Below are 20,970 nucleotides of genomic sequence, written 5' to 3' on the forward strand. Positions count from 1 at the left end.
CATAAAAAACCCACACTCCCCTAACACATTTTTCTTTTTTTGTTTTGTGTTTTACTCCGTCTTTTTCTCCCTATCTCCGCGCCCCCCCCCCCCCCCCAAAAACCCGTTCCGGCGGTGCGGACGACAGGACACGAACCCTCCCGGCCGAAGTGGACAGGCGTTCCAGAGCCGGTGGGAACGGCTGTGTTCCTCAGGCCGCCGTGGCCTGCTCGGCCGCGGCGGCCACCTGCTTCAGCACGGTGGGCAGCCTCTCGGTGATCTCGCTGTCGTCGACCGGGTGGGTCTCGGCGAAGCGGACGATGGAGCCGGGGATCGAAAGCCTGACGTCGTCGAGGACGGTGCCGCCTGCGATGCCGATGGCCTTGCGTGCCTCGTCCTGAGCCCACACGCCGCCGTACTGGCCGTACGCCGTGCCGACGACCGCCACGGGCTTGCCCACGAAGGTGCCGGAGCCCATGGGACGGGAGTACCAGTCGATCGCGTTCTTCAGGACGGCCGGAATCGTGCCGTTGTACTCGGGCGAGAAGAGGAGGAAGGCATCGGCCCGCCGACCGGCCTCGCGGAGCTTCAGGGCGGCCTCGGGAACGCTGCCCTCGACGTCGATGTCCTCGTTGTAGAACGGGACGTCGGCGAGACCCTCGCAGATCTCGACCTCGACGCCCTCGGGGGCGAGCTTGACGGCCGCTTCGGCGAGCTGCCGATTGTGCGAGGCGGCCCGGAGGCTGCCGACGAGGGCGAGGATGCGGACGGACATGAAAACTCCTATTGGAGGTAAAACGGTCATTTATGGACAATCGTCCCGAAAGTAGATGTATCACATAAGCGGACTGCGGTCCACTTGTGCTCGGGCGCGCTATGCTGGGCAGATGACCCGACCCCCCGCCCCCACTCAGGTCGCATCGCCCCCGATGCGGGGGCTGCCTCTGGCGGACGAGCGTCATCAGGAGCGTGCCGACGCGGCACGCAACCGGATGCGCCTGCTTGAGGCCGCGTCCCGGCTGGTGGCGGAGCGAGGCGCGGAACACGTGACGATGGAGGCCGTCGCCGTCGCCGCCTCGGTCGGCAAGGGCACGGTCTTCCGTCGTTTCGGCGACCGAGTGGGTCTGATGCGCGCCCTGCTGGACCACGCGGAGCGCGAGTACCAGGAGACGTTTCTGTCCGGTCCCCCTCCGCTCGGGCCCGGTGCGCCGGCGGTGGAGCGGCTTGAGGCGTTTGGTGTCGCGACCCTTCGTCATCTGATGAAGTACACCGACCTGTACCTTGAGGCGGAGCAGTGTTCCAAGCGTCGTTACGCCGTTCCGGCTCGTGCGGTCCGCGTCACGCATGTGGCGGTCCTGCTGCGCGAGGCCGGCGTCACCGGCGACATCGAGCTCCTCGCGGAAGCGCTGCTCGGCTACCTGGACACGGCGCTCATCGACTATCTGCGCAGTGAACGCAACCTGTCCGCGGAGCGCCTCGAGGCGGGCTGGGTGGAATTCGTCGCCCGCGTGACGCGCCGGTAGGCCTTGCCCGAGTGTGGCTTTCGCGAGTGCCGGGCCGGCGGCGGTGAAGTGCCTCCAGCGGCATTGATCGCACGGCGGGATCAACAAGCCGCAACAGGGATCAGGCCCTTGAGAACACCCACGGAGACGGCTGTGCTGCCGCGTGGCCGAAAGTCCTGACATGTCCGCCGAGCCGGGGCGACTCCGGCAGGGGGTGGGCCGAGTGCGCCGACCGGATACTGATCTACGACGAGCGACACCTCCGGTCGGGTGCTCGGCGCGCATGTCGATCACCGCACCGATCCCGCCGTAACGACCACCCGATCACGAAGAACGGGGCAAGCCGTCGTGCCGGTGGAAGGCCGGATCGGGCGCCGGGGAGTGATCAACGAGTGTCACGAGCCGCATACCTCCAGTTCAGGCCATGTGCGATGAGTTTCGAAGCGGTACGGGCGCTGCGCCGTCGTGTGTAAAGCAAGCAATTGCTTGACATTTGTGCCACTGCCTTTTAAGGTCGAGATGTCCAGGCTGGCTGGTTCTGCCACCCGGCTCTGCTCGGCCTCGCTCTGAGCTCGGACGCCCTCGATCGGCTGGTGAACACGGTGAATCGATCACCGATCTGGAAGTGGCGGGATGGTTGCTGTGACTGATGAGCGCTCTGTGTCAGGTGAGTTGTTCCGTTCGGTGTTCCGGCGCCATCCGGCGGGGGTCACCGTGGTGACGCTCGGGTCACCGAGCGGACCTGTGGGGTTCACCGCGACCTCGGTCGTCTCGGTGTCGATGGACCCGCCGCTGCTGTCGTTCGCGATCGCACAGACCTCGTCGAGCCTGGCGGCGCTCTCCAGGGCCGAGAGCGTGCTCATCCACTGGCCGGAGGCCGGGCAGTCGGACCTGGCGACCCGCTTCGCGCGCAGCGCGCAGGAGCGCTTCAGCGACCCGGAGTTGTGGACCGCCCTCTCCTCCGGCGAACCGTTGCTGCACGGGGTCGCGACCTGGGTGAGGTGCCTGCTCACCGAGCGCGTCCAGGCCGGCGACCACACGATCGTGATCGGCCGGGTGGTGGAGGCCTGTATGAACGGTGGCGGCGACAACGCCCCGCTGGCCTACCTGGACGGCCGCTACCACGAGCTCGTGCCGATCGGCACCCCCTGACGGACCTCGGACTCGCGGGAGCGCGTGCGGGCATGGGCATCGGGCGGGCGATCGCCCGTGGGCCGGCGGAGGGGGCCGGGTTGCTCCCGGTCGCCCGCCGCGGTGACCTACCGGAACATGTCGCCGGCGACATCGCCGCTGAGACCATCCACATCGACGGTGGCATGCACCGCCACGCCTGATCGCAGACCGTGTCCGGCCCGGTGCACGCGAGCGCCCTCCCGGCCCGGCCGGGAGGGCGCTCGCGCGTTCGCGCACCGTCAGCCGAGGTCCCTGCGCGGGTACCGCTCGAACCGCTCGGGCAGTGGGAACGCGGGCTGCGCCGAGGCGCCGGCGACCCGCACCTGGCGAGTGTCCAGCAGCCAGCCCTGCTCCGACCGCACCAGCGTGTCGGTGTACCGCCCCCAGACGTGCAGCTGCTCGCCGCTCTCCACGCTCTCGTGCCAGGCGTAGACGTAGCTGACGGCCGATGCGGACGAGTCGCCGGAGAAACCCACCCGGATGTTCGATGCGTGGTGGTTGGTGGCGCGGTACCGGCCCAGCCGGTCGGTGAAGAGGGCGTGCAGCGTCTTCTTGCCGGTGAAGACCGCGCCGTTGCCGTAGTCGAACGAGGCGCCTTCGGTGAAGAGGCCGGCCAATTCGTCCACCTCGCCGCGGTCCACCAGGTCACAGTAGGCCAGCAGCACCTCGGTGACGGCCTCCTTGTCGGCCAGCCGCCGCAGCGACTCCTCGGTGAGACCACTCATCGGGCCACCTCCTCCACTCTGTTCTCCGCTCCGTCCGCGAACCCGCGGAGGATCTCAGCCAGCCGGTCGTCGTCGTCCACCGGCCATGGATGGTAGGAGGAGATCCGGTCCAGGCGGCCGGAGAACCGCTCCTTGCAGAGCTTCGGCATCTCCTCGGGCCGCCCCAGGACCGCGATGTGCCCGAGGAGGGTGTCGTCGATCAGATCGCCCATCCTGGCCCACTCGCCCGCGCGGGACAGCGCCTGTAGCTCGGGCTGCAGCTCCTCGTACCCGACCGAGGCGAGGACTCCGCGGTAGGCCGGGGTGGAGGCGTAGAAGGCGATCTGCTCCCGGGTCTTGCGCTTCATCTCTTCGAACTGCTCCTCGGTGTCACCCATCACCATGAAGATGGGGCAGTACAGCGAGACCTCCGACCGGTCGCGTGAGGCCGTCTCCATGCCGCGCCGCAGCGCGGGCAGGGTGACCTCGTCCAGGTAGGCCGTGGTGGTCATGCCGTGCAGGATCAGGCCGTCGCACAGCTCCCCGCCGAGTTCGGTCATCCTGTCCCCGACGGCGGCGATCATCACGGGGATGGCCAGGTCGTGGTGGGGCGGCGTGAACACCGGCGACATGAGGGTGTGCCGGTAGTGGGTGCCCTCGTAGTTCAGCTTCGACCCGGTGCGCCAAGCGGTCCAGATCGCGTTCATCGCGGTGAGGAAGTCGCGCATCCGCGCCACCGGGCTGCTCCACGGCATGGAGAAGCGCCGCTCGATGTGTGCCTGGATCTGGGTGCCCAGCCCCATGACGAATCGCCCGCCCGACAGTGCGGCCAGATCCCAGCCCAGGTAGGCGGTGGACATCGGATTGCGGGCGAAGGCGACGGCGATGGCGGTGCCGACCGTGGTCGTGGTGGTGGCGGTGAGGGCCGCCTGCGACTGCAGGAAGGCGTCGGTCACGCTCTCGCTGGCCCACAGGCCGTCGAAACCGACCCGCTCGGCCCGTGTGGCGATCGGGCCGCACACGGCGGCGGAGGAACCGATCATCCCGAGATCGATCTTCATCTGGCGTCCTTCGGTAGTCCCAGTACTCTCTCGCCCACCGCGTTGCGGAGGATCTCGTCGGTCCCGCCGCCGACCCGCAGGCCGGGCAGCCCGAGGGTCAGTTCCGACCAGGCGAACGTCCCCCACTCGCCGGTGTCGGCGATCATCGCGGTGCCGAGCACGTCGGAGGCGATGTCGCCGGCCCTGCGCAGCAGATCGACGAGGATCAGCTTCGACAGGGCGAGCTCGGGCCCCGGCACTCCGCCCTTGGCGGCGGCGAGCAGCCGGGTCGTGGTCTCGCGCGCCGCCCAGCTCCGGATGTGCAGGTCGGCCAGGGCGTCGCGGACCCGGGGGTCCCCGGCGGCGCCGGTGTGCCTGACCAGGTCGACCAGGCGGAACAGCAGCGCCTCGTCGATGCCGCTCTCCAGGCCGATCGCGCCGCGCTCGTTGAGCAGCACGTCGACCACCACCCGCCAGCCCTGGTCCACCTCGCCGAGGCGGTGGTCGTCGGGCACGTACACGTCGGTGAGGAACACCTCGTCGAAGGAGGCGCCGCCGGTCAGCTGCCGGATCGGGCGGATCTCGACGCCAGGGGCCCGCATGTCGACCAGGAAGGTGGACAGGCCGGCGTGCTTGGGCGCGTCGCGGTTCGTGCGCGCGATGCACAGCCCCAGGTCGCTGTAGTGAGCGCCGGAGCTCCAGACCTTCTGCCCGTTGAGGATCCACCCGTCGCCGTGCCGCTCCGCCCTGGTGCTGAGGCCGGCCAGGTCGGACCCCGCGCCTGGCTCGGAAAAGAGCTGGCAGGCGAGGAGCCGGGCGCTCCTGAGGCGGTGCAGGTATGTCTGCTTGAGGAACTCCGAGCCATGCTTCAGCAGCGCGGGGCAGAACGTCGAGACGCTGAATCTCGTGTAGCCGTCATCGGGCAGGTCGTACCGGGACTCCAGCTCGCGGAACCCGGTCGCGTAGTGCGTCGGTAGCTCGCGCCCGCCGTAGGCGGCCGGGCCGTCGATCCAGGCGAGCCTCGCCCGGTCGAGGGCGGCGCGGTAGTCCTTGAGACGGGCGATCTCCTCCTCCTCGCCCTCGGCCCGCTCGGCGACAACGGAGACCCGGTCGTCGCCACGGCCCCAGACCGCTTGACCGGTCTCATCGGAGCGGCGGGTGGCGTAGGAGCCGAGGAACGCGACCGCCTCGCGGTGGAATTCGTCCTCGTCGGGTAGCCGGTTCATGGTCCTCCAACGGTTCAGCCCCGTCAAGCGTTTGCTTCAGCTGTTCGGGGCTGGCTATGCTAGCAAAGCAAATGCTTGATTTACATGCTTCGTGGGGTGAGCATCCGCCCGGCCCGGGACCAAGAGGAACCTTGATGATCGGAATCACCGCCTACGGCGCCTACATCCCGGCCTACCGGCTCGACCGGAGTGAGATCGGCAGGTCTCTCGGGCTTCCGGGGCTGAAGGGCACCCGTTCGGTGGCCTCGCACGACGAGGACAGCACGACCCTCGCGGTGGAGGCGCTGCGGCGCGCCCTGCGGCGGTCGCCCGGCTTTCTCCCAGCCGAGCTCTGGTTCGCCAGTTCCCGCCCCGCCTACATGGAGCGGAGCAACGCCTCGGCGGTCGCCATGGCGCTCGGCCTGCCCGAGGAGCTGGCGGCCTTCGACGCGTGCGGCTCCATTCGGTCCGGCGCGGGCGCCTTCCGCGCGGGCCTCAGGGGCGCCGGAGCCGTCGTCGCCCTGGCCGACCTGCGGTACGGACTTCCCGGTTCCGAGGACGAACTGTACGGCGGAGACGCCGCCGCGGCCTTCGCGATGGGGGAGAACCCGGTCGCCGAGCTGCTGGGCAGCGCGGTCCGCACCATGGAGCTGCTGGACCGCTGGCGCTCCCCGGGCGCGCTGCGCACCCGGTCCTGGGAGGAGCGCTTCGGCGTCGACGAATACCTGGAGCTGATCGAGGCGGTGACCGCGGAGGCGGCCAAGGAGGCAGGGCTCGAACCGTCCGAGATCGACCACGTGGTGATCAGCGGCCCGCACCTGCGCGCCGTACAGGCCGCGCGCAGGCGCTTCGGCGCGGACCAGCTCGCGGCCGGCCTGGCCGATGACACCGGCTACGCGGGCACCGCGGACTTCGGGCTGCGGCTCTGCGCCGCGCTGGACCGGGCCGAGCCCGGGCAGACGATCCTGGCCGTCCTGGCCGCGGACGGGGCCGACGCGTTCGTGTTCCGCGCCACGCCCGAGCTCGGCGCGTTCCGCGCGGCGGGTGCCTCCCCGGTGTCCTCCACGGTGTTCCCGCTTGGATACGCCGACTACCTCACCTGGCGGGGCGTGCTGGACCGGGAGCCGCCGCGGCGTCCCGAGGTCAAGGCTCCCGCCCCGCCGGCGTCGTGGCGGACCATGCGCTGGAAGTTCTCCTTCACCGCGGCCCGCTGCACCGCCTGCGGGACCCGCAACCTCCCGCCGCGGCAGGTCTGCCTCGGCTGCGGGGCCGTCGACCAGGGCGAGCCCGCGCCCATGCGGGACCTGCTGGGCACCGTCGCGACATTCACCGACGACTGGCTCTCGGAGTCCGTGCAGCTGCCGGCCAAGGCGGTGGCCGTCGACTTCGACGGCGGTGGCCGGTTCGAGTTCGAGATGACCGACGCTCCCGGGCGTGAGGTGGCCATCGGGGATCGGGTCGCGCCTGTCTTCCGGCTCGCGAGCGTGGCGTCCAACGAGATCCGCAACTACATCTGGAAGGTTCACCCCTACAAGGAGGAGTCCTGATGCCCGCCCACGCTCTACAGAACCCGGTGGCCATCGTAGGCATGAGCTGCACCAGATTCGGCGAGCTCTGGGGCCGGTCGGTGGACGACCTCCTGGTCGAGGCGACCCTCGGCGCCGTGCGGAGCGTCCCGGGCCTGGAGCTGGGCGACGTGGACGCCTACTGGCTGGGAACGATGACCTCCGGTGTTTCCGGCCTCACCCTGACCAGACCGATGAATATCAGCAACCGGCCGGTCACCCGGGTCGAGAACATGTGCGCCACCGGATCCGAGGCGTTCAGGAACGCCTGTTACGCGGTCTCCTCCGGCGCCTATGACACGGTGATGGCGGTGGGCGGGGAGAAGCTGAAGGATTTTGGTTTCTCCGGGCTGGAAATGCCCAGCGTGCCCAATGACGGTACGCCGCCGAATCTGAGCGCGCCCGCCATGTACTCGATGATCGTGCCGTCGTACGCGCGGCGTTATGGGATTTCCGAGGAACAGGTCAAAGAGGCCATGACACACATTGCATGGCGAAACCATGCCAATGGTGCACTAAACCCTCGGGCGCAGTTCCGTAAGAACGTCTCCAAGGAGGTCATCGCTCGCGCGCCGGCGATCGCCGGCAGGCTCAGTGTCTTTGACAGCTCCGGTGTCGCGGACGGCGGTGCGGCGGCGATCATCGTCCGGGCCGAGGACGCGCACAGGTATACCGACCGTCCGCTGTACGTGCACGCGCTCGCGCTGAGCGCGGGGGCCGCGACCGGGCGCAACGACGACCGGTACGACTACTGCGATCTGCCCGAGGTCGTCCACTCCAGCCAGACCGCCTACGAGCAGGCCGGCATCACCGACCCGGCCGGCCAGATCTCGCTGGCCGAGGTGCACGACTGCTTCACACCGACCGAGCTGGTGCTGATGGAGGAGCTCGGCTTCTCGGCGCGCGGACAGGCGTGGCGGGATGTCCTGGCGGGTCGCTATGACCTGGGTGGCGCGCTGCCGGTCAATCCGGACGGGGGGCTGAAGAGTTTCGGCCACCCTGTCGGCGCGAGCGGCCTGCGGATGCTCTTCGAGATGTGGCAGCAGTTCCGGGGTGAGGCCGGTGAGCGCCAAGTCGCGAATCCCGCCTTCGGACTAGTGCAAAATCAAGGAGGTAGTCCCGGCGCGCTCGTGAGCGCCGTCTCGATCGTGTCCAGTCAGGCACCCTGAGTCGGCGTGATATACGCGCCTGAAGATTTCGCCCCATGTTCAGTTGAGGTAGGACGAGTCGATGACCCCTCCAGGAAAGACCACCAAGAGCGTTTCCCAGACACGGCGAAGGTCGATGGGATCGCCCGCCGGACAGGCGCGTAAGGAAAGCGTTCTGCTCGCCGCCTCCAAGGTCTTCGCCGAGAAGGGCTTCGCCAACGCGACAGTGCGGGACGTGGCCGACGAGGCGAACATGCTTTCGGGGAGCCTCTACTACTATTTCGACTCCAAAGAGGCGATCGTCGAGCAGGTGCTCGTCGACTACCTCGGCGTGATCATCCGGGAATACCAGTCCGCGGTGGCGGAGGCCGCCGATCCCTCCGAGGCGCTGACCGGGCTGATGGCGAGGGCGCTGCGAAGCCTGGTCCGCAACCGCAACGAGGTCCTGATCCTGCAGAACGACTGGTCCTACGTGCAGGACTTCCCCTCCATCGTCGACCGCCAGCATGAGGTCGAGCGGATCTGGATAGACGTCATCCAGGCGGGCATGGACAGCGGCGCGTTCCGCGGCGAGTTCAGCGCGCGGATGGTCTACCGGACCGTGATGGGCGCCGTTCAGGCGGTCATCCGCTGGTTCGACCCGGCGGGTTCCGTGACCATCGACGAGCTGATCGAGATCGAGACCGTGCTGCTCCTGCGCGGCGTGCAGGTCCCGTGAGCCGCTGACCTCGCTGACCGGGCGGGGCAGGGGGCCTTCCCGTCGCTCCCCCCGGGCCGCGTTCGGTGGCTCCGGAATCGGATCGCGGCAGTCTAGGAAGAAAATGAAGCAACTGCTTGCTTGAAATAGTGAAAGGACACGCATGCGGGTGGACGCAGACCTCCGTGCAGAGTTCGGGGACACCGTCGGGCGGTTTCTCGATGCCCACAGTCCGGCCGAGGTCAGCCGCGTCTCCCGCGGAGGGGCCGAGGAGCCGCTGTGGCAGGCCTTCGCCGAGGAACTGGGCATCCTCGGCCTTTTGCTGGACGAGGACGCGGGCGGCCAGGGCGGGTCGATCGCCGACCTGGGCACGGCGCTGATCGAGGCCGGACGGGTCGGGCTGCCGGCATCGCTCCTCGTGACGGCCGGCCTGGCGGTGCCGCTGCTGGGGCGGGCGGGCGTCGACCGGAATCGCGGCCTCCTGGACGAGATCGTGGCCGGGCGCGCGGTCGTGGCCCTGGCGCTGCACGAGGACTCCGCAGGGACCGACCTCGCCTCCCCGGGCACCGAGGTGGAGCGTGCGGACGGCGGCTGCCGGGTCTCCGGGCTCAAGCGATTCGTCGCCGCGGGTGGAGAGGCGACGCACTTTGTCGTCCTGGCCCGCGCCGCGGGAGCCGCCGCGCCGCAGGAAGCCTGCCTGGTGCTCGTCGAGCGCGGCGCCGGCGGCCTCGCCGTCGAGCCGATGAAGGCGCTGGACGACAGCCGGGACCTGGCAGTGCTCAGGATGGACCGTGTCCCCGGGCGCGTGCTGGCCGAGGGGGCCGAGGCGGCCGCCCTGGCCTCTCGGGCGTTCACCGAAGGGGCGCTGCTGACCGCGGCGGACGCTCTGGGCATCGGCGAGCGGTGCCTGTGGCTGGCCATCGACTATGCCAAGACGCGCACCCAGTTCGGGCGGGCCATCGGGTCCTTCCAGGCGATCAAGCACAAGCTGGCCGACATGTACGCGGAGACGCAGTCGGCGAGGTCGGCGGTGGAGTCCGCGCTCGACCAGGCCGCCGCCGCGGAGCCGGGCTGGGAGAACGCCGCCTCCATGGCGAAGGCGCGAGCCTCGGACGCGGTGCTGCACGTGGTCAGGGAGGCGATCCATGTTCACGGTGGGATCGGGTTCACCTGGGAGCACGAGCTCTCCCACCACTTCCGACGGGCGCTGACCGACTTCTCCCTCTTCGGCACCCCCACGTACCACCGCGAGATCGTCGCCCGGAACCTCGGAGTCTAGACATGTCCGATATGCCGTCCAGTGTCGTCCTGCGTGAGGTGGGTCCGCGCGACGGGCTCCAGAACGAACTCCCGGTGCCCACCATCCGCAAGGCGGAGCTGATCGCGGCACTGGGCACGACCGGTCTGTCGCGTATCGAGGCCGTGGCGTTCGTCCACCCCAGAGCCATCCCGCAGATGGCGGACGCCTCCGAGGTGTGGGGCGCGGTGGAACCGGTCGCGGGCATCGAGTACTCGGCGCTGGTGCCCAACCTGCGCGGGGCGCAGCGTGCCCTGGCCGAGGGCTTCACCGACCTGGAGATCATGGTCTCGGCGTCGGAGACGCACAACCTGCGCAACGTGAACCGCACCCCGGAGCAGTCGCTCGACGGGATCGCCGAGGTCATCGACTTCGCCCACGGCAATGGCGCCAGCTGCCAGGTGATCGTCGCCACCGCGTTCGGCTGCCCCTACGAGGGTGAGATCGCAGCGGAACGCGTCGCCGCGTTCGCGCTGCGCGCCGTCGCCGACGGGGCCGACTCGATCTGCTTCGGCGACACCACGGGGATGGGCTCGCCGCCCCGGGTACGCCGGATCGTGGGCCTCTTCCGCGAGCAGGCGCCCGATGTCCGGGTCGCCCTGCACTTCCACGACACCCGGGGCACCGGCATGGCCAACCTGGTCGCGGGCCTGGAGTCCGGCGTCACCGAGTTCGACGCGAGCGTCGGCGGCCTGGGCGGATGCCCCTACGCCCCGGGGGCGAGCGGCAACATCGCCACCGAGGAAGCGGTCTACCTGCTCCAGGAACTGTCCGTGGACACGGGCGTCGACCTGGACGCGCTGCTGGAGGTCGCCGACCTCGCCCAGCGGATCGTCGGCCGCGAACTGCCGTCGCGCCTCCTCAAGGCGGGCCCGCGATCCCGGCTCGCCGCATCCTGACCCCACGTTGACCGGACCGGAGAACAGCATGCCCCTGGACCCCGCCTACATCGGCAGTACGGTCGGCCCTTTCGAGATCGAGTGGACCGCCCGCGAGTCGCTGCTGTACGCGCTCGCCGTCGGAGCCGGGGCGCGGGACCCGGGCGGCGAGCTCCAGTTCACCACGGAGAACAGCACCGGCGTCCGCCAGCAGGTCATCCCGAGCTTCGCCGTGCTCATCGGTCATATCGGCGGACTGCCCGAGGTCGGCTCCTACGACCCCGGCAAGGCCGTCCACGCCGAACAGCACTTCCTGCTGGAGCGCCCGTTGCCTCCCGAGGGCAGGGCGGTGTCCACGACCACGGTCACCGACATGTGGGACAAGGGAAGGGACGCCCTGCTCTGGACCGAGACCCGCACGGCCGACGCCGCCACCGGGGAACCGCTCGCGGTCTCCCGCTCCTGCGCCTACCTGGGCGGGGCCGGCGGCTTCGGCGGGGAGCGCGGCCCCCGGTCGGAGTGGGCGGCGCCGGACCGCGAGCCGGACGTCGTGGTGAGCATGCCCACCCGGCCCGACCAGGCGCTCCTGTACCGGCTCACCGGGGATCGCAACCCGCTCCACTCCGATCCGGTCTTCGCCGGGAAGTACGGGTTCCCGCGACCGATCCTGCATGGCCTGTGCACCTACGGCTTCACCGCCCGCGCCATCGTGAACGGGCTCTGCGACGGGGACGCCTCCCGGTTGAGGGGCATGTCAGGGCGCTTCAGCCGACCGGTGACGCCGGGGGACACCCTTTCTGTGGCGCTCTGGCGTGACGGCGCCGACGTCCGTTTCCTGACCTCGACCGAGGAGGGCGGCACGGTCATCGACCGCGGCGGCGCCCTTCTGGACGTTTGACGGCGGCACCGGCCACCGAAGGCCAGGGGGAACAGGCCTCCCGACCGCCACTCCCACCGAAAAACCGCGTTGACCTCTTGCTTTTCCAATATCACGTCTCGCATAATCAAACAGTTGCTTTAAAGCAAGCGTTTGCTTTAAAGGCGGGGGTCCGGTTGTTGGGGGCCTAGCCCAGGAGGGTAAGCAGTGTCTCGTCTCAAGAGTGCAAGGAGAGGTTCGAGCCTCGCTGTCATCAGCGCGGCCCTCTCCGTCATGATGATTCTCACGTCGTGCGGTTCGTCGGGTGGCAGTGGGCCGGACGAAGGCCAGGTCTACAAGGTGGGCTTCCCCGCCCTGCTCAGCGGCGCCGCCGCGTTCGCGGGCAAGCCCATCGCAAACGGTGCCGAGCTCGCCGCGGAGGAGATCAACCAGACCGGGTTCCTCGGCGAAGGCGCGACCGTCGAGCTGAAGGTGGAGGACATCAAGTCCGACCCGGCCAAGGCGATCGCCCTCTACCGGCAGTACGTCGCCGACGGCGCGTCCGGCGTGCTGTGCTGCGGCCTGTCCAGTGAGGCCGGGGCCCTGGCGCCGGTCATCAGGCAGAGCAAGACACCCGGGGTCGTCACCTCGGCGATCCTGGACGGGCTCGCCTCTCCGCCCGACCTGTTCCGCCCCGTCATCCTGCCGTCCGCGCCGGGCGGCGTCTACGACAAGTTCGTCGACAACATGGTGAAGGCGGAGGGCTACAAGACCGCCGTCCTGGTCGTCAACGGCGACAACGACGCCATGGTCGCCGACGGCAAGGTCTGGAAGAGCGCGATGGAGCGCAACGGCGTTCAGGTGCTCGACACCGTCTCGACCAGCGCCGCCGACCGGGACTTCACCGCGCCCGCCGCGCAGATCGAGGCCAAGAAGCCGGACGTCGTCATCAGCAGCATGCTCGGCCTGTCGTCCTCGCTGCTGGCCAGGTCGCTGCGCGAGCGCGGCTACGACAAGCGGATCCTGTCCAGCTACGGTGCCTCGGGCCCGGTCCTGTTCGAGACCGGCGGGGCCGGCCTGAAGGGCCTCGCGTTCGCCACCCCCTTCGCCGCGGGTCATTCGGCCAATGAGACCGCCAAGAAGTTCACCGACCTCTACACCAAGAAGTTCGGCGCCGAGCCCGACATGTTCGCGGCCCAGGGCTACACCGCGATGTGGCTGCTGGCGGAAGGCCTCAAGAAGTCCGGCGACCCGTCGCCCGAGGCGGTCGGCAAGGCGCTGTCGCAGATCACCACCCAGGACACCGTCTACGGCCAGCTCCGTTACGAGAACGGCCAGGCGGTCCTGGACGATCCCGGTGTCTACCTCGAGTGGACCGGCGACGGGAAGCTCACCCTGCTGAACCCCGCAGGCTGAGCTCCGAGAGCGGAGGAACGTTCCAATGGAGTACGGCGTAGCGTGCGACATCACGGTCGGCGGGCCCGGCCTGCCCGGTGAGATCGAGGCGGCCGCCGCGGCGGCCGAGGCCGCGGGCCTCGCGTCGTGGTGGGCGGTCGGCGACCGAGAGCAGATCGGTGGCGGACACGACGCGGTCCTCGGACTGCAGTGCGCGGCCCGGGCGACCGGTTCGATCCGCCTCGGGCTGAGCGGGGACATCCTCTCCGTGCGGGGTCCGGCACTGCGGGCCAAGCAGGTCGCCACGCTGGACTGGTTCGCCGGCGGCAGGCTGGAATACGGGCTGGACCTCGAGGAGGTGCCGCTCGCTCTGGGCGGCGCCCCCGACGGGGACACGCTTGGCACGACGTCGGAGTACCTGGCGGCGATGCGGGCCCTGTGGTCACAACGCCGTGCCTCCCACCAGGGCGACCGCGTCGCGTTCAGCGGCGCGATCGCCCTGCCCCGGCCGGTCGGCGGCGGACCCGGCATCCATATGCGCCACGGCGGCGAGGACGTGCTGCGGCTGCTGGCCCGCGAGGCGGACGGGTGGCTCGGCTGGCTGCTGACGCCCGCCGACCTCCCCGGCGCCCTCGCCCTGCTCGCCAGGACCCTCGGTGACGCGGGTCGCGACCAGGGTGAGGTCAGACGCACCTGGTTCGTCCCCGAGCAGGAGATCGGTCCGGCGCGCGAGCTGCTGACCCGCGACCCCTCCATCCGGGTCGACGAACTGGTCGCGGTCTACGGCGACCTGCCCTCGCCCGAGCGGCTGCGCGCCCTCGCCGGGGCCTGACCCGGCCCCGCGCGAACCTCACGCGTGCGCCCTCGCACGACGGCTTGAAACGGCTCTCCACACGACGACGAGATCGGAAGGAGCGGCGATGGAGATCGGTCTGGTGGACCTGTTCGACGGGTCCGCGCAACGGGACCTGGCATATATGCGCACGTTCGCGCTGACCGCCGAGGCGGCGGGCTTCTCCGCGCTGTGGCTGCCTGAGCACCTGGTCTTCTTCGAGGAGTACGAGTCGGCCTACCCCTACCCGGCCGCTCCCAGCTCGGCCAACCCCGAGGTGGTCGAGGTCCACAGGTACGGCGACGCCGCCGCGACCGCGCCCCGGGTGGAGGCGGCCCAGGAGCAGGGGCTGCTCGACGTGCTCCAGGCGGCCGCCGAACTGTGCCGCCACACCACGCGGCTGCGCGTCGGCTCCTCGGTGCTGCTGCTGCCGATGCGCGACCCGCGCCTCCTGGTCAGGGAACTGGCCACACTCGACCTGTTCACCGGCGGGCGCTTCGACATGGGGGTGGGGGTCGGCTGGTCGGCGGAGGAGTTCGCCGCCGCCGGGGTACCCTTCGCCGAACGCGGCGCCCGGTGCGAGAGCAACCTGGCTCGCGTCTCCGAGCTCTGGGGCCGTACCGGTGGCGAGCCGGGGGTGCCCGCCATGCCCGACACGGGCCGGCCGCTGCCGCGCATCCTGGTCGGCGGCCATTCGAAGGCGGCCATCCGCCGCGCGGCCAGGTACGCCGGCGGCTGGTATCCGTGGAACCTCACCACCGGGGACTTCTCCCGCCACCTGGCCGAGGTCGAGGCGGGGCTGCGGGAGAACGGCCGCTCCCGTGAGGACTTCCACGTCGTCGCCGGCCTCCGGTTCCACGGCGCCCTCGCCGAGCTACGCCCGATGGTGGAGCGCTACCTCGAACTCGGAGCGAACGGAGTGAACCTCTCCCTGCGCATGACACCCGAGAACTATGGAGATGTAATGCACGAGATCTCGCAGGCACTGGGGCTTGCGGTATGAGCTTGCGAAACGGTGCCGCCGCGCCCGACACCGAGGCGTTCCGCGCGCAGGTGCGCGGTTGGCTGGAGGAGCACGTGCCGCGCGGACCACTGGGGTCCTGGACGAGCCCGGAGGGGTTCGAGCAGCACCGGGAGTGGGAGCGAGTGCTCTTCGAGGGCGGCTACGCGGCGATCGACTGGCCCGAGGAGTACGGCGGCCGCGGCGCCGACCTCTTCCACACCATCGCCTTCGCCGAGGAGTACTACCGGGCCGGGGCGCCCGCCCGGGTCAACATGGGCGGCCTGTACCTGCTCGGCCCGATCCTGATGCGCTACGGCACGGAGGAGCAGCGCAGGCGCTGGATCCCGCGGCTGCTGTCCTGCGAGGACATCTGGTGCCAGGGGTTCAGCGAGCCCGATTCCGGCTCCGACCTGGCCTCGCTGCGCACGCAGGCGGTCCGCGAGGGCGACGAGTTCGTCGTCAACGGCCAGAAGACCTGGACGTCGTTCGGCGGCTTCGCCGACTGGATATTCGCGCTGGTGCGCACCGATCCCGAGGCGGGCAGGGAGAAGAAGCACCGGGGGATCACCTTCCTCTGCGTCGACCTGCGCTCCCCCGGGGTGGAGGTCCGCCCGCTGGCCATGGTGGACGGGACGAAGGGCTTCGCCGAGGTCTTCTTCACCGACGTCAGGGTGCCCGTCGCGAACGCGGTGGGGGAGATCGGCGACGGCTGGCGGGTCGCGATGTCCACGCTCGGCTTCGAGCGCGGCGCCGTCTTCGGCGACCACGCCAAATACTCCGCCGACGTCGAGTCGTTCGCGGAGCTGGTGCGGGCGCGTGGCCTTGATGACGACCCGCTCGCCCTGGACGAGCTGGGGCGGCTCTTCGTCGAGACCGAGGTGTACCGGGCCAACGTCTACCGGCTCGCCGAGCTGTCGGAGAACGGCGTCAACCTCGACCTGCAGGCCAGCATCAACAAGCTGTACTGGACCGAGACGCAACACCACATCTTCGCCGCGGGCCTGGACCTGATGGGCGGGCTCGGCACCATGGGCGGCGGCTCGTCCGTGGTGCGAGAGGCGCTCACCCCACAGGCCGCCCGCGTCTGGGCGGACTGGCACCACCGGTACTGGTACGCGCGCGCCGCCATGATCTTCGGGGGGACCTCCGAGATCCAGCGGAACATCATCAGCGAACGCCTCCTGGAGCTGCCGATGGAGCCCCGACGATGACCACACCTGCGATGAACATTCCGCTCGACGAAGAGCAGCGGGAACTCCTCAAGGCGACCCGCCGGCTGCTGGAGGAGTACGCGGGCGAGGACCACCTGCGCCGGTGCCTGGACGCAGGCGCCGCCCACGACGCGGAGCTGTGGGGGCGCCTGGCGGACCTGGGCCTGACCTCGGTCCTGCTGGACGAGCGGTGGGGCGGGGTGGGCCTGGCGGAGCACGTGCTCGCGCCCGTGCTGCACGTTCTGGGGGAGTTCGCCGTGCCCGAGCCTTTCCTGGAGACCGCGGTCGTGGCCGGCCCGCTGATCCAGGAGGCGGCGCCCGAGGATTTCGCGGCGGCCTGGCTGCCCCGCATCGCCTCCGGTGACGCGCTGGTGGCGGTCTCGTTCGGTGAGCGCACCCCCGTCGCGCTGGAGGCCGGTCAGGCCGACCTGTTGCTCGTCTGCGAGAGCGGTGGCGTACGCGCCCTGGAGAAGGGGGCGTTCACCGCGGAGTGGCAGGAGGCGGTCGATCCGCTCTATCCGCTCTACCGGGTCGCCTGGGACGCCGCGGACGGGCAGGTGATCAGCCGGGATGCCGCCGCGGTCGAACGGGCCTGGACACGGGCCGTGGCCGGCGCCGCGTGCCTGCTCACCGGCGTGAGCCGGCACCTGCTCGACGTGACGGTCGACTACGTGAAGGTGCGCAGGCAGTTCGGCCGGCCCGTCGGATCGTTCCAGGCGGTGAAACACAAGCTGGCGAACGTCGCCACGGTGGTGGACCTGGCGGGTGCCGCCTCGATGGCCGCGTTTCGGGACACCGGCGCCCCGGACGCCGCCGTGCGGGCCGCGGTCGCCAAGGCGTACGCGGGGGAGGCGGCGAAACCGGCCGACCTGGAGGCGCTCCAGTTGCATGGCGGGATCGGGTTCACCTGGGAGTACGGGTTGCAGTTCTGGCTCAAGCGTTCGATGTCGCTGTCCGCCGCCTTCGGGACCGCCAGAGAGCACCGGCGCGCGCTCGCCGAGATGGTGGTCGCCCGTGCGGGAGGGCGGCGATGAGCACCGGGAACCTGGGGTTCTGGCGGATCGCCGAGCGCTTCCCCGATCGGATCGCCGCCGTCGCGCCGGACGGCTCATCGGTCACCGCGGGTGAGCTGCTGGCCCGGGTGAACCGGATCACGCGGCTGCTGCGCGGCCTGGGCCTGCGGCCCGGCGACCGGGTGGCGCTGGTGGCCGCGAACGAGATCGCGGCCCTGGAGACGGTCCTGGCCTGCCAGCAGGCCGGGTGGTACCTGATCCCGGTCAACACCGCGCTCAGCGCCGGTGAGATCGCGTACATCATGGGCGACTGCGCGCCGGGCGCCGTGGTGACCTCCCCGCGGTACGCGGACACCGTGTCGGCCGCGCTCGACGAGGTGGGGCTCGCCGGGGAGCGGCGCTTCTCCACCCTGCCCGCCGAGGGGTTTCGCCTGCTGGAGGAGGCCGCCGCCCCGTTCTCCGCGGACCGGGTCGAGGACCGCGTGTCCGGTGCCTTCATGGCCTACACCTCGGGCACCACGGGCCGTCCCAAGGGCATCAGCCGGGCGCTGGCCGGTGGCGACCCCGATGATGTCCTCGGCGCCGGGGCGCTCTGGCAACTGGGCATGTTCGACGTCGAGCCGCTCGGAGACGGTACCCATCTGGTGACCTCCCCGCTGTCGCACACCGCCGTGAACGGGCTGGCCCTGGCGTCGCTGCACCTGGGGCACCGGGTGGTGCTGATGGAGCGGTTCGACGCGGCCGGGATGCTCCGGCTCATCCAGGAGGAGCGGGTGACCACGACGCACGTCGTGCCCACCCAGATGCACCGGCTGCTCGCGCTCGACCCCGAGGTACGCGCGTCGTTCGACGTGTCGAGCATGCGCAACCTGATCCACGGTGCGGGCCCCTGCCCGCCCGCGGTGAAGCGCGGGATCATCGACTGGTTCGGCCCGGTGGTGTACGAGTACTACGGCGCCAGCGAGGCCGCGGGAACCGTCATCGACTCCCGCGAGTGGCTGGCCAGGCCCGGCAGCGTCGGCAGGGCCCAGCCCGGCGCCGGCGTCCGGATCATGGACGAGCACGGGCGCGAGCCGGGTCCGGGAAAGAAGGGCCGGGTCTACCTGGAGATGGGTCCCAGGGCCTTCGAATACCACGGCGACCCGGAGAAGACCCGCTCAAGCGTGACCGACGGCTACGTGACGGTGGGCGATCTCGGCTACCTCGACGAGGACGGATACCTCTTCCTGCTCGGCCGGACCGCCGAGGTCGTCGTCTCCGGCGGGGTCAACGTCTACCCGGCCGAGGTGGAGGCGGCGCTGCTGGAACACCCCGACATCGCCGACGCCGCTGTCATCGGCATCCCCGACCAGGAGTGGGGCGAGATCGTCTGCGCGGTGATCCAGCCCATGGACGGGGCGCGTGAACGCGCCGCCGAGCCGGACTTCGGCGACGAGATCATCCGGTTCTGCCGGGAGCGGATCGCGCGGTTCAAGGTGCCCCGCCGGATCGAGACGGTGGAGGCGCTCCCACGCGGCGCCAACGGAAAACTCCGCAAGCACCTGCTGCCCCAGGCGGCGAAAGGAGCCGGCGAGCCCTCCGGCGGGCCGGCGGAAACGGACGGGAGGCGATCCGGATGAGCACGAAACCCCTGCCGCTGCCCACTCCTGACACCGCGGGCTTCTTCGAGGCCGTCGACGGGGGTGAGCTCAAGGTGCCGCGCTGCCGCGAGTGCGGCGACTTCTTCCTCTATCCGCGCGCGTACTGTCCGGCGTGCATGTCGGACCAGGTCGCGCTCGAACCGGTCTCCGGCGTGGCCACGCTGGAGTCGTACGTGGTCAACCACCGCGCCGCGCCCGGGTTCGAGGGCGAGGTGCCGTACGTGGTCGCGCTCGTCAGGCTGGCCGAGGGGCCCAGACTGCTCGCCACCGTCACCGGAGCCGGTGAGGCGGGGAGCGGGCTCGTCATCGACGGTGAGCTCGAAGTGGTCTTCGAACAGCGGGGCGAGCGGAAGGTCGTCGGATTCCGGCCAAGAAAGGATGAGGGATGAGCCTCCGAGGCAAGATCGCCATTGTCGGCGCCGCCGAGACGGACCGTATCGGCAAGGTCCCCGACATGTCCGCGCTGGAGCTGCACGCCCAGGCGGCCGTCAACGCGCTGCGCGACGCGGGCCTCACCGCGGCCGACGTCGACGGCGTCGCGTCCGCCGGTGAGTCTCCGATCGACGTGGCCGACTACCTGGGGATCGTCCCGGAATATCTGGACGGCACGAACGTCGGCGGCAGTTCGTTCATGCTGCACGTGCGGCACGCCATGGCCGCCATCGTGTCCGGGCTCTGCACGACCGTGCTGGTCACGCATGGTGAGTCCGGGCGCTCCCGGGTGGGCATGGTGCCGTGGGCGCCCGCGCCGCAGTCGTACATGGCGCAGTTCGAGGTCCCGCACGGCCCGATCGGGGCGCCGTCGCTGTTCCCGATCGGCGTACGCCGCTATATGCACACGTACGGGATGACCAGGGAGCAGTTCGCCATGGTCCCGGTCGTGCAGCGCCAGTGGGCGGCGGGTAACCCCCGCGCCAGGCTGCGCGACCCGATCACCGTCGAGGACGTGTTCGCGTCGCCCGTGATCGCCGACCCCGTCCACCTGCTGCACTGCTGCCTGGTGACCGATGGCGGTGGCGCCCTGGTGCTGACCTCGGCCGAGCGGGCCCGCGACCTCGGCTCCGCGTCGCCGCCGGTCTACGTGCTGGGCGCGGGGGAGTCGAGCGAGTCCTCGGTCGTCTCCGGGCTGCGCGACCTGACGTCGTCCCGCGCCATCGAGATGGGCGGGGCGGCCGCCATGCGGCAGGCCGGGATCTCGCACGACGACGTGGACCATCTGATGATCTACGACGCGTTCGCGCACGTTCCGGTGTACGGACTGGAAGACCTCGGTTTCGTGAAGCGGGGCGAGGCGCCGGCGTTCATCGCCGAGGGGAACACCGCGCCCGGTGGGTCGCTGCCGATGAACACCAACGGCGGCGGGCTCTCCTACACCCACACCGGCATGTACGGCATGTTCGCGATCCAGGAGTCGGTGCGCCAGGTCCGCGGAACGGCGGCGGCGCAGGTCCCCGGGGTCGATGTCAGCCTCGCCACCGGGGTCGGCGGCATGTTCATGAGCTCGGGCACGCTGGTCCTGGGCAGCGGTCGTACGCTCTGATCTGCGGCTCGGGCACGCTGGTTTTGGGCGGCGGCTGCATGCTCTGATCTGCGGTGCATGAGTTCGGGCAGGCTGGTTTTGGGCGGCGGCTGCATGCTCTGATCTGCGGTGCATGAGTTCGGGCACGCTGGTCCTGGGCGGCGATCGCATGCTCTGAGCGGTGGCGCGTGCGGAAACGGCGGGGGCGGGCACCGAACGGTGCCCGCCCCCCCCCGGTCCGCAAAGGGCCCCGCCGGGTAAGCCACCGGAGCCAAAATTTGAAGAGCCGGACCCCCGGCGCGGGCGACCACCG

The 20,970-nt window shown here is 70.3% G+C and carries 21 protein-coding genes; 17 read left to right on the forward strand and 4 right to left on the reverse strand.

All coding sequences use genetic code 11. The features are described 5' to 3' along the window. Window positions 1–190 precede the first annotated feature (190 nt). Window positions 191–754 (reverse strand): NADPH-dependent FMN reductase, encoded by a 564-nt coding sequence (locus tag ABT130_RS41650; protein ID WP_350910960.1) that lies wholly within the window; start codon window positions 752–754, stop codon window positions 191–193. Between the two features lie 112 nt (window positions 755–866). Between ABT130_RS41650 and ABT130_RS41655 the strand changes: the two genes are divergently transcribed. The 3 genes from ABT130_RS41655 to ABT130_RS41665 all read left to right on the forward strand — a co-directional run bounded on the left by ABT130_RS41655 (window position 867) and on the right by ABT130_RS41665 (window position 2,815). Then, complete coding sequence (locus tag ABT130_RS41655; RefSeq protein ID WP_350910962.1) at window positions 867–1,502, forward strand: TetR/AcrR family transcriptional regulator; 636 nt, start codon at window positions 867–869, stop codon at window positions 1,500–1,502. 639 nt (window positions 1,503–2,141) lie between these two features. Beyond that, on the forward strand, window positions 2,142–2,633 hold the full coding sequence (locus ABT130_RS41660; RefSeq protein ID WP_350965249.1) for a flavin reductase family protein: 492 nt from the start codon (window positions 2,142–2,144) through the stop codon (window positions 2,631–2,633). Between the two features lie 32 nt (window positions 2,634–2,665). Beyond that, window positions 2,666–2,815: a hypothetical protein gene (locus ABT130_RS41665; RefSeq protein WP_350965251.1), complete on the forward strand. Its 150-nt coding sequence runs from the start codon at window positions 2,666–2,668 to the stop codon at window positions 2,813–2,815. 78 nt (window positions 2,816–2,893) lie between these two features. Here the strand turns inward: ABT130_RS41665 and ABT130_RS41670 are convergent, their stop codons facing one another. The 3 genes from ABT130_RS41670 to ABT130_RS41680 are packed head-to-tail and all read right to left on the reverse strand — an operon-like array spanning window position 2,894 to window position 5,624. Beyond that, complete coding sequence (locus ABT130_RS41670; protein WP_350910968.1) at window positions 2,894–3,379, reverse strand: nuclear transport factor 2 family protein; 486 nt, start codon at window positions 3,377–3,379, stop codon at window positions 2,894–2,896. Further along, window positions 3,376–4,419, reverse strand: coding sequence for a TIGR03617 family F420-dependent LLM class oxidoreductase (locus tag ABT130_RS41675; RefSeq protein WP_350965252.1), 1,044 nt, complete (start codon window positions 4,417–4,419; stop codon window positions 3,376–3,378). Before ABT130_RS41675 ends, ABT130_RS41670 begins: the two co-directional genes overlap by 4 nt. Next, window positions 4,416–5,624 carry an acyl-CoA dehydrogenase family protein gene (locus tag ABT130_RS41680; protein WP_350965254.1) on the reverse strand — a complete coding sequence of 403 codons (1,209 nt, stop codon included), beginning with the start codon at window positions 5,622–5,624 and terminating at the stop codon, window positions 4,416–4,418. Before ABT130_RS41680 ends, ABT130_RS41675 begins: the two co-directional genes overlap by 4 nt. 134 nt (window positions 5,625–5,758) lie before the next feature. On the opposite strand from ABT130_RS41680, the gene ABT130_RS41685 reads away from it, so the two are divergent. The 14 genes from ABT130_RS41685 to ABT130_RS41750 all read left to right on the forward strand — a co-directional run bounded on the left by ABT130_RS41685 (window position 5,759) and on the right by ABT130_RS41750 (window position 20,678). Continuing rightward, the gene (locus tag ABT130_RS41685; RefSeq protein WP_350965256.1) at window positions 5,759–7,150 is read left to right on the forward strand and encodes a zinc ribbon domain-containing protein; all 1,392 of its coding nucleotides are present in this window, start codon (window positions 5,759–5,761) and stop codon (window positions 7,148–7,150) included. Next, the gene (locus ABT130_RS41690; protein WP_350910976.1) at window positions 7,150–8,337 is read left to right on the forward strand and encodes an acetyl-CoA acetyltransferase; all 1,188 of its coding nucleotides are present in this window, start codon (window positions 7,150–7,152) and stop codon (window positions 8,335–8,337) included. Before ABT130_RS41685 ends, ABT130_RS41690 begins: the two co-directional genes overlap by 1 nt. 61 nt (window positions 8,338–8,398) lie before the next feature. Continuing rightward, window positions 8,399–9,034, forward strand: a complete 636-nt coding sequence (locus tag ABT130_RS41695) for a TetR/AcrR family transcriptional regulator (protein ID WP_350965258.1) — start codon at window positions 8,399–8,401, stop codon at window positions 9,032–9,034. Window positions 9,035–9,176: 142 nt separating this feature from the next. Then, on the forward strand, window positions 9,177–10,292 hold the full coding sequence (locus ABT130_RS41700; protein ID WP_350965260.1) for an acyl-CoA dehydrogenase family protein: 1,116 nt from the start codon (window positions 9,177–9,179) through the stop codon (window positions 10,290–10,292). 2 nt (window positions 10,293–10,294) lie between these two features. After that, window positions 10,295–11,209 (forward strand): hydroxymethylglutaryl-CoA lyase, encoded by a 915-nt coding sequence (locus ABT130_RS41705; protein WP_350965262.1) that lies wholly within the window; start codon window positions 10,295–10,297, stop codon window positions 11,207–11,209. A 28-nt stretch (window positions 11,210–11,237) separates the two neighbouring features. Next, window positions 11,238–12,086, forward strand: a complete 849-nt coding sequence (locus ABT130_RS41710; protein WP_350965264.1) for a MaoC/PaaZ C-terminal domain-containing protein — start codon at window positions 11,238–11,240, stop codon at window positions 12,084–12,086. 252 nt (window positions 12,087–12,338) lie between these two features. Beyond that, window positions 12,339–13,460 carry an ABC transporter substrate-binding protein gene (locus ABT130_RS41715; RefSeq protein WP_350910985.1) on the forward strand — a complete coding sequence of 374 codons (1,122 nt, stop codon included), beginning with the start codon at window positions 12,339–12,341 and terminating at the stop codon, window positions 13,458–13,460. A gap of 25 nt (window positions 13,461–13,485) precedes the next feature. After that, window positions 13,486–14,271 carry an LLM class flavin-dependent oxidoreductase gene (locus ABT130_RS41720; RefSeq protein WP_350965266.1) on the forward strand — a complete coding sequence of 262 codons (786 nt, stop codon included), beginning with the start codon at window positions 13,486–13,488 and terminating at the stop codon, window positions 14,269–14,271. Between the two features lie 88 nt (window positions 14,272–14,359). Next, window positions 14,360–15,274, forward strand: coding sequence for an LLM class flavin-dependent oxidoreductase (locus tag ABT130_RS41725; RefSeq protein WP_350910988.1), 915 nt, complete (start codon window positions 14,360–14,362; stop codon window positions 15,272–15,274). Then, on the forward strand, window positions 15,271–16,485 hold the full coding sequence (locus ABT130_RS41730; protein ID WP_350910989.1) for an acyl-CoA dehydrogenase family protein: 1,215 nt from the start codon (window positions 15,271–15,273) through the stop codon (window positions 16,483–16,485). Before ABT130_RS41725 ends, ABT130_RS41730 begins: the two co-directional genes overlap by 4 nt. Further along, window positions 16,482–17,519 (forward strand): acyl-CoA dehydrogenase family protein, encoded by a 1,038-nt coding sequence (locus ABT130_RS41735; protein WP_350965268.1) that lies wholly within the window; start codon window positions 16,482–16,484, stop codon window positions 17,517–17,519. The genes ABT130_RS41730 and ABT130_RS41735 overlap by 4 nt, the downstream gene beginning before the upstream one ends. Beyond that, entirely contained in the window at window positions 17,516–19,117 is a 1,602-nt protein-coding gene (locus ABT130_RS41740; protein WP_350965270.1) for an AMP-binding protein, read from the forward strand. The genes ABT130_RS41735 and ABT130_RS41740 overlap by 4 nt, the downstream gene beginning before the upstream one ends. After that, on the forward strand, window positions 19,114–19,527 hold the full coding sequence (locus tag ABT130_RS41745; RefSeq protein ID WP_350965271.1) for a Zn-ribbon domain-containing OB-fold protein: 414 nt from the start codon (window positions 19,114–19,116) through the stop codon (window positions 19,525–19,527). Before ABT130_RS41740 ends, ABT130_RS41745 begins: the two co-directional genes overlap by 4 nt. Next, window positions 19,524–20,678 carry a thiolase C-terminal domain-containing protein gene (locus tag ABT130_RS41750; RefSeq protein WP_350965273.1) on the forward strand — a complete coding sequence of 385 codons (1,155 nt, stop codon included), beginning with the start codon at window positions 19,524–19,526 and terminating at the stop codon, window positions 20,676–20,678. Before ABT130_RS41745 ends, ABT130_RS41750 begins: the two co-directional genes overlap by 4 nt. The last annotated feature ends 292 nt before the right edge of the window (window positions 20,679–20,970 follow it).

The sequence above is a fragment of the Streptosporangium sp. NPDC001681 genome (assembly GCF_040298085.1).
In the GTDB taxonomy this organism is placed as follows: Bacteria; Actinomycetota; Actinomycetes; order Streptosporangiales; family Streptosporangiaceae; genus Streptosporangium.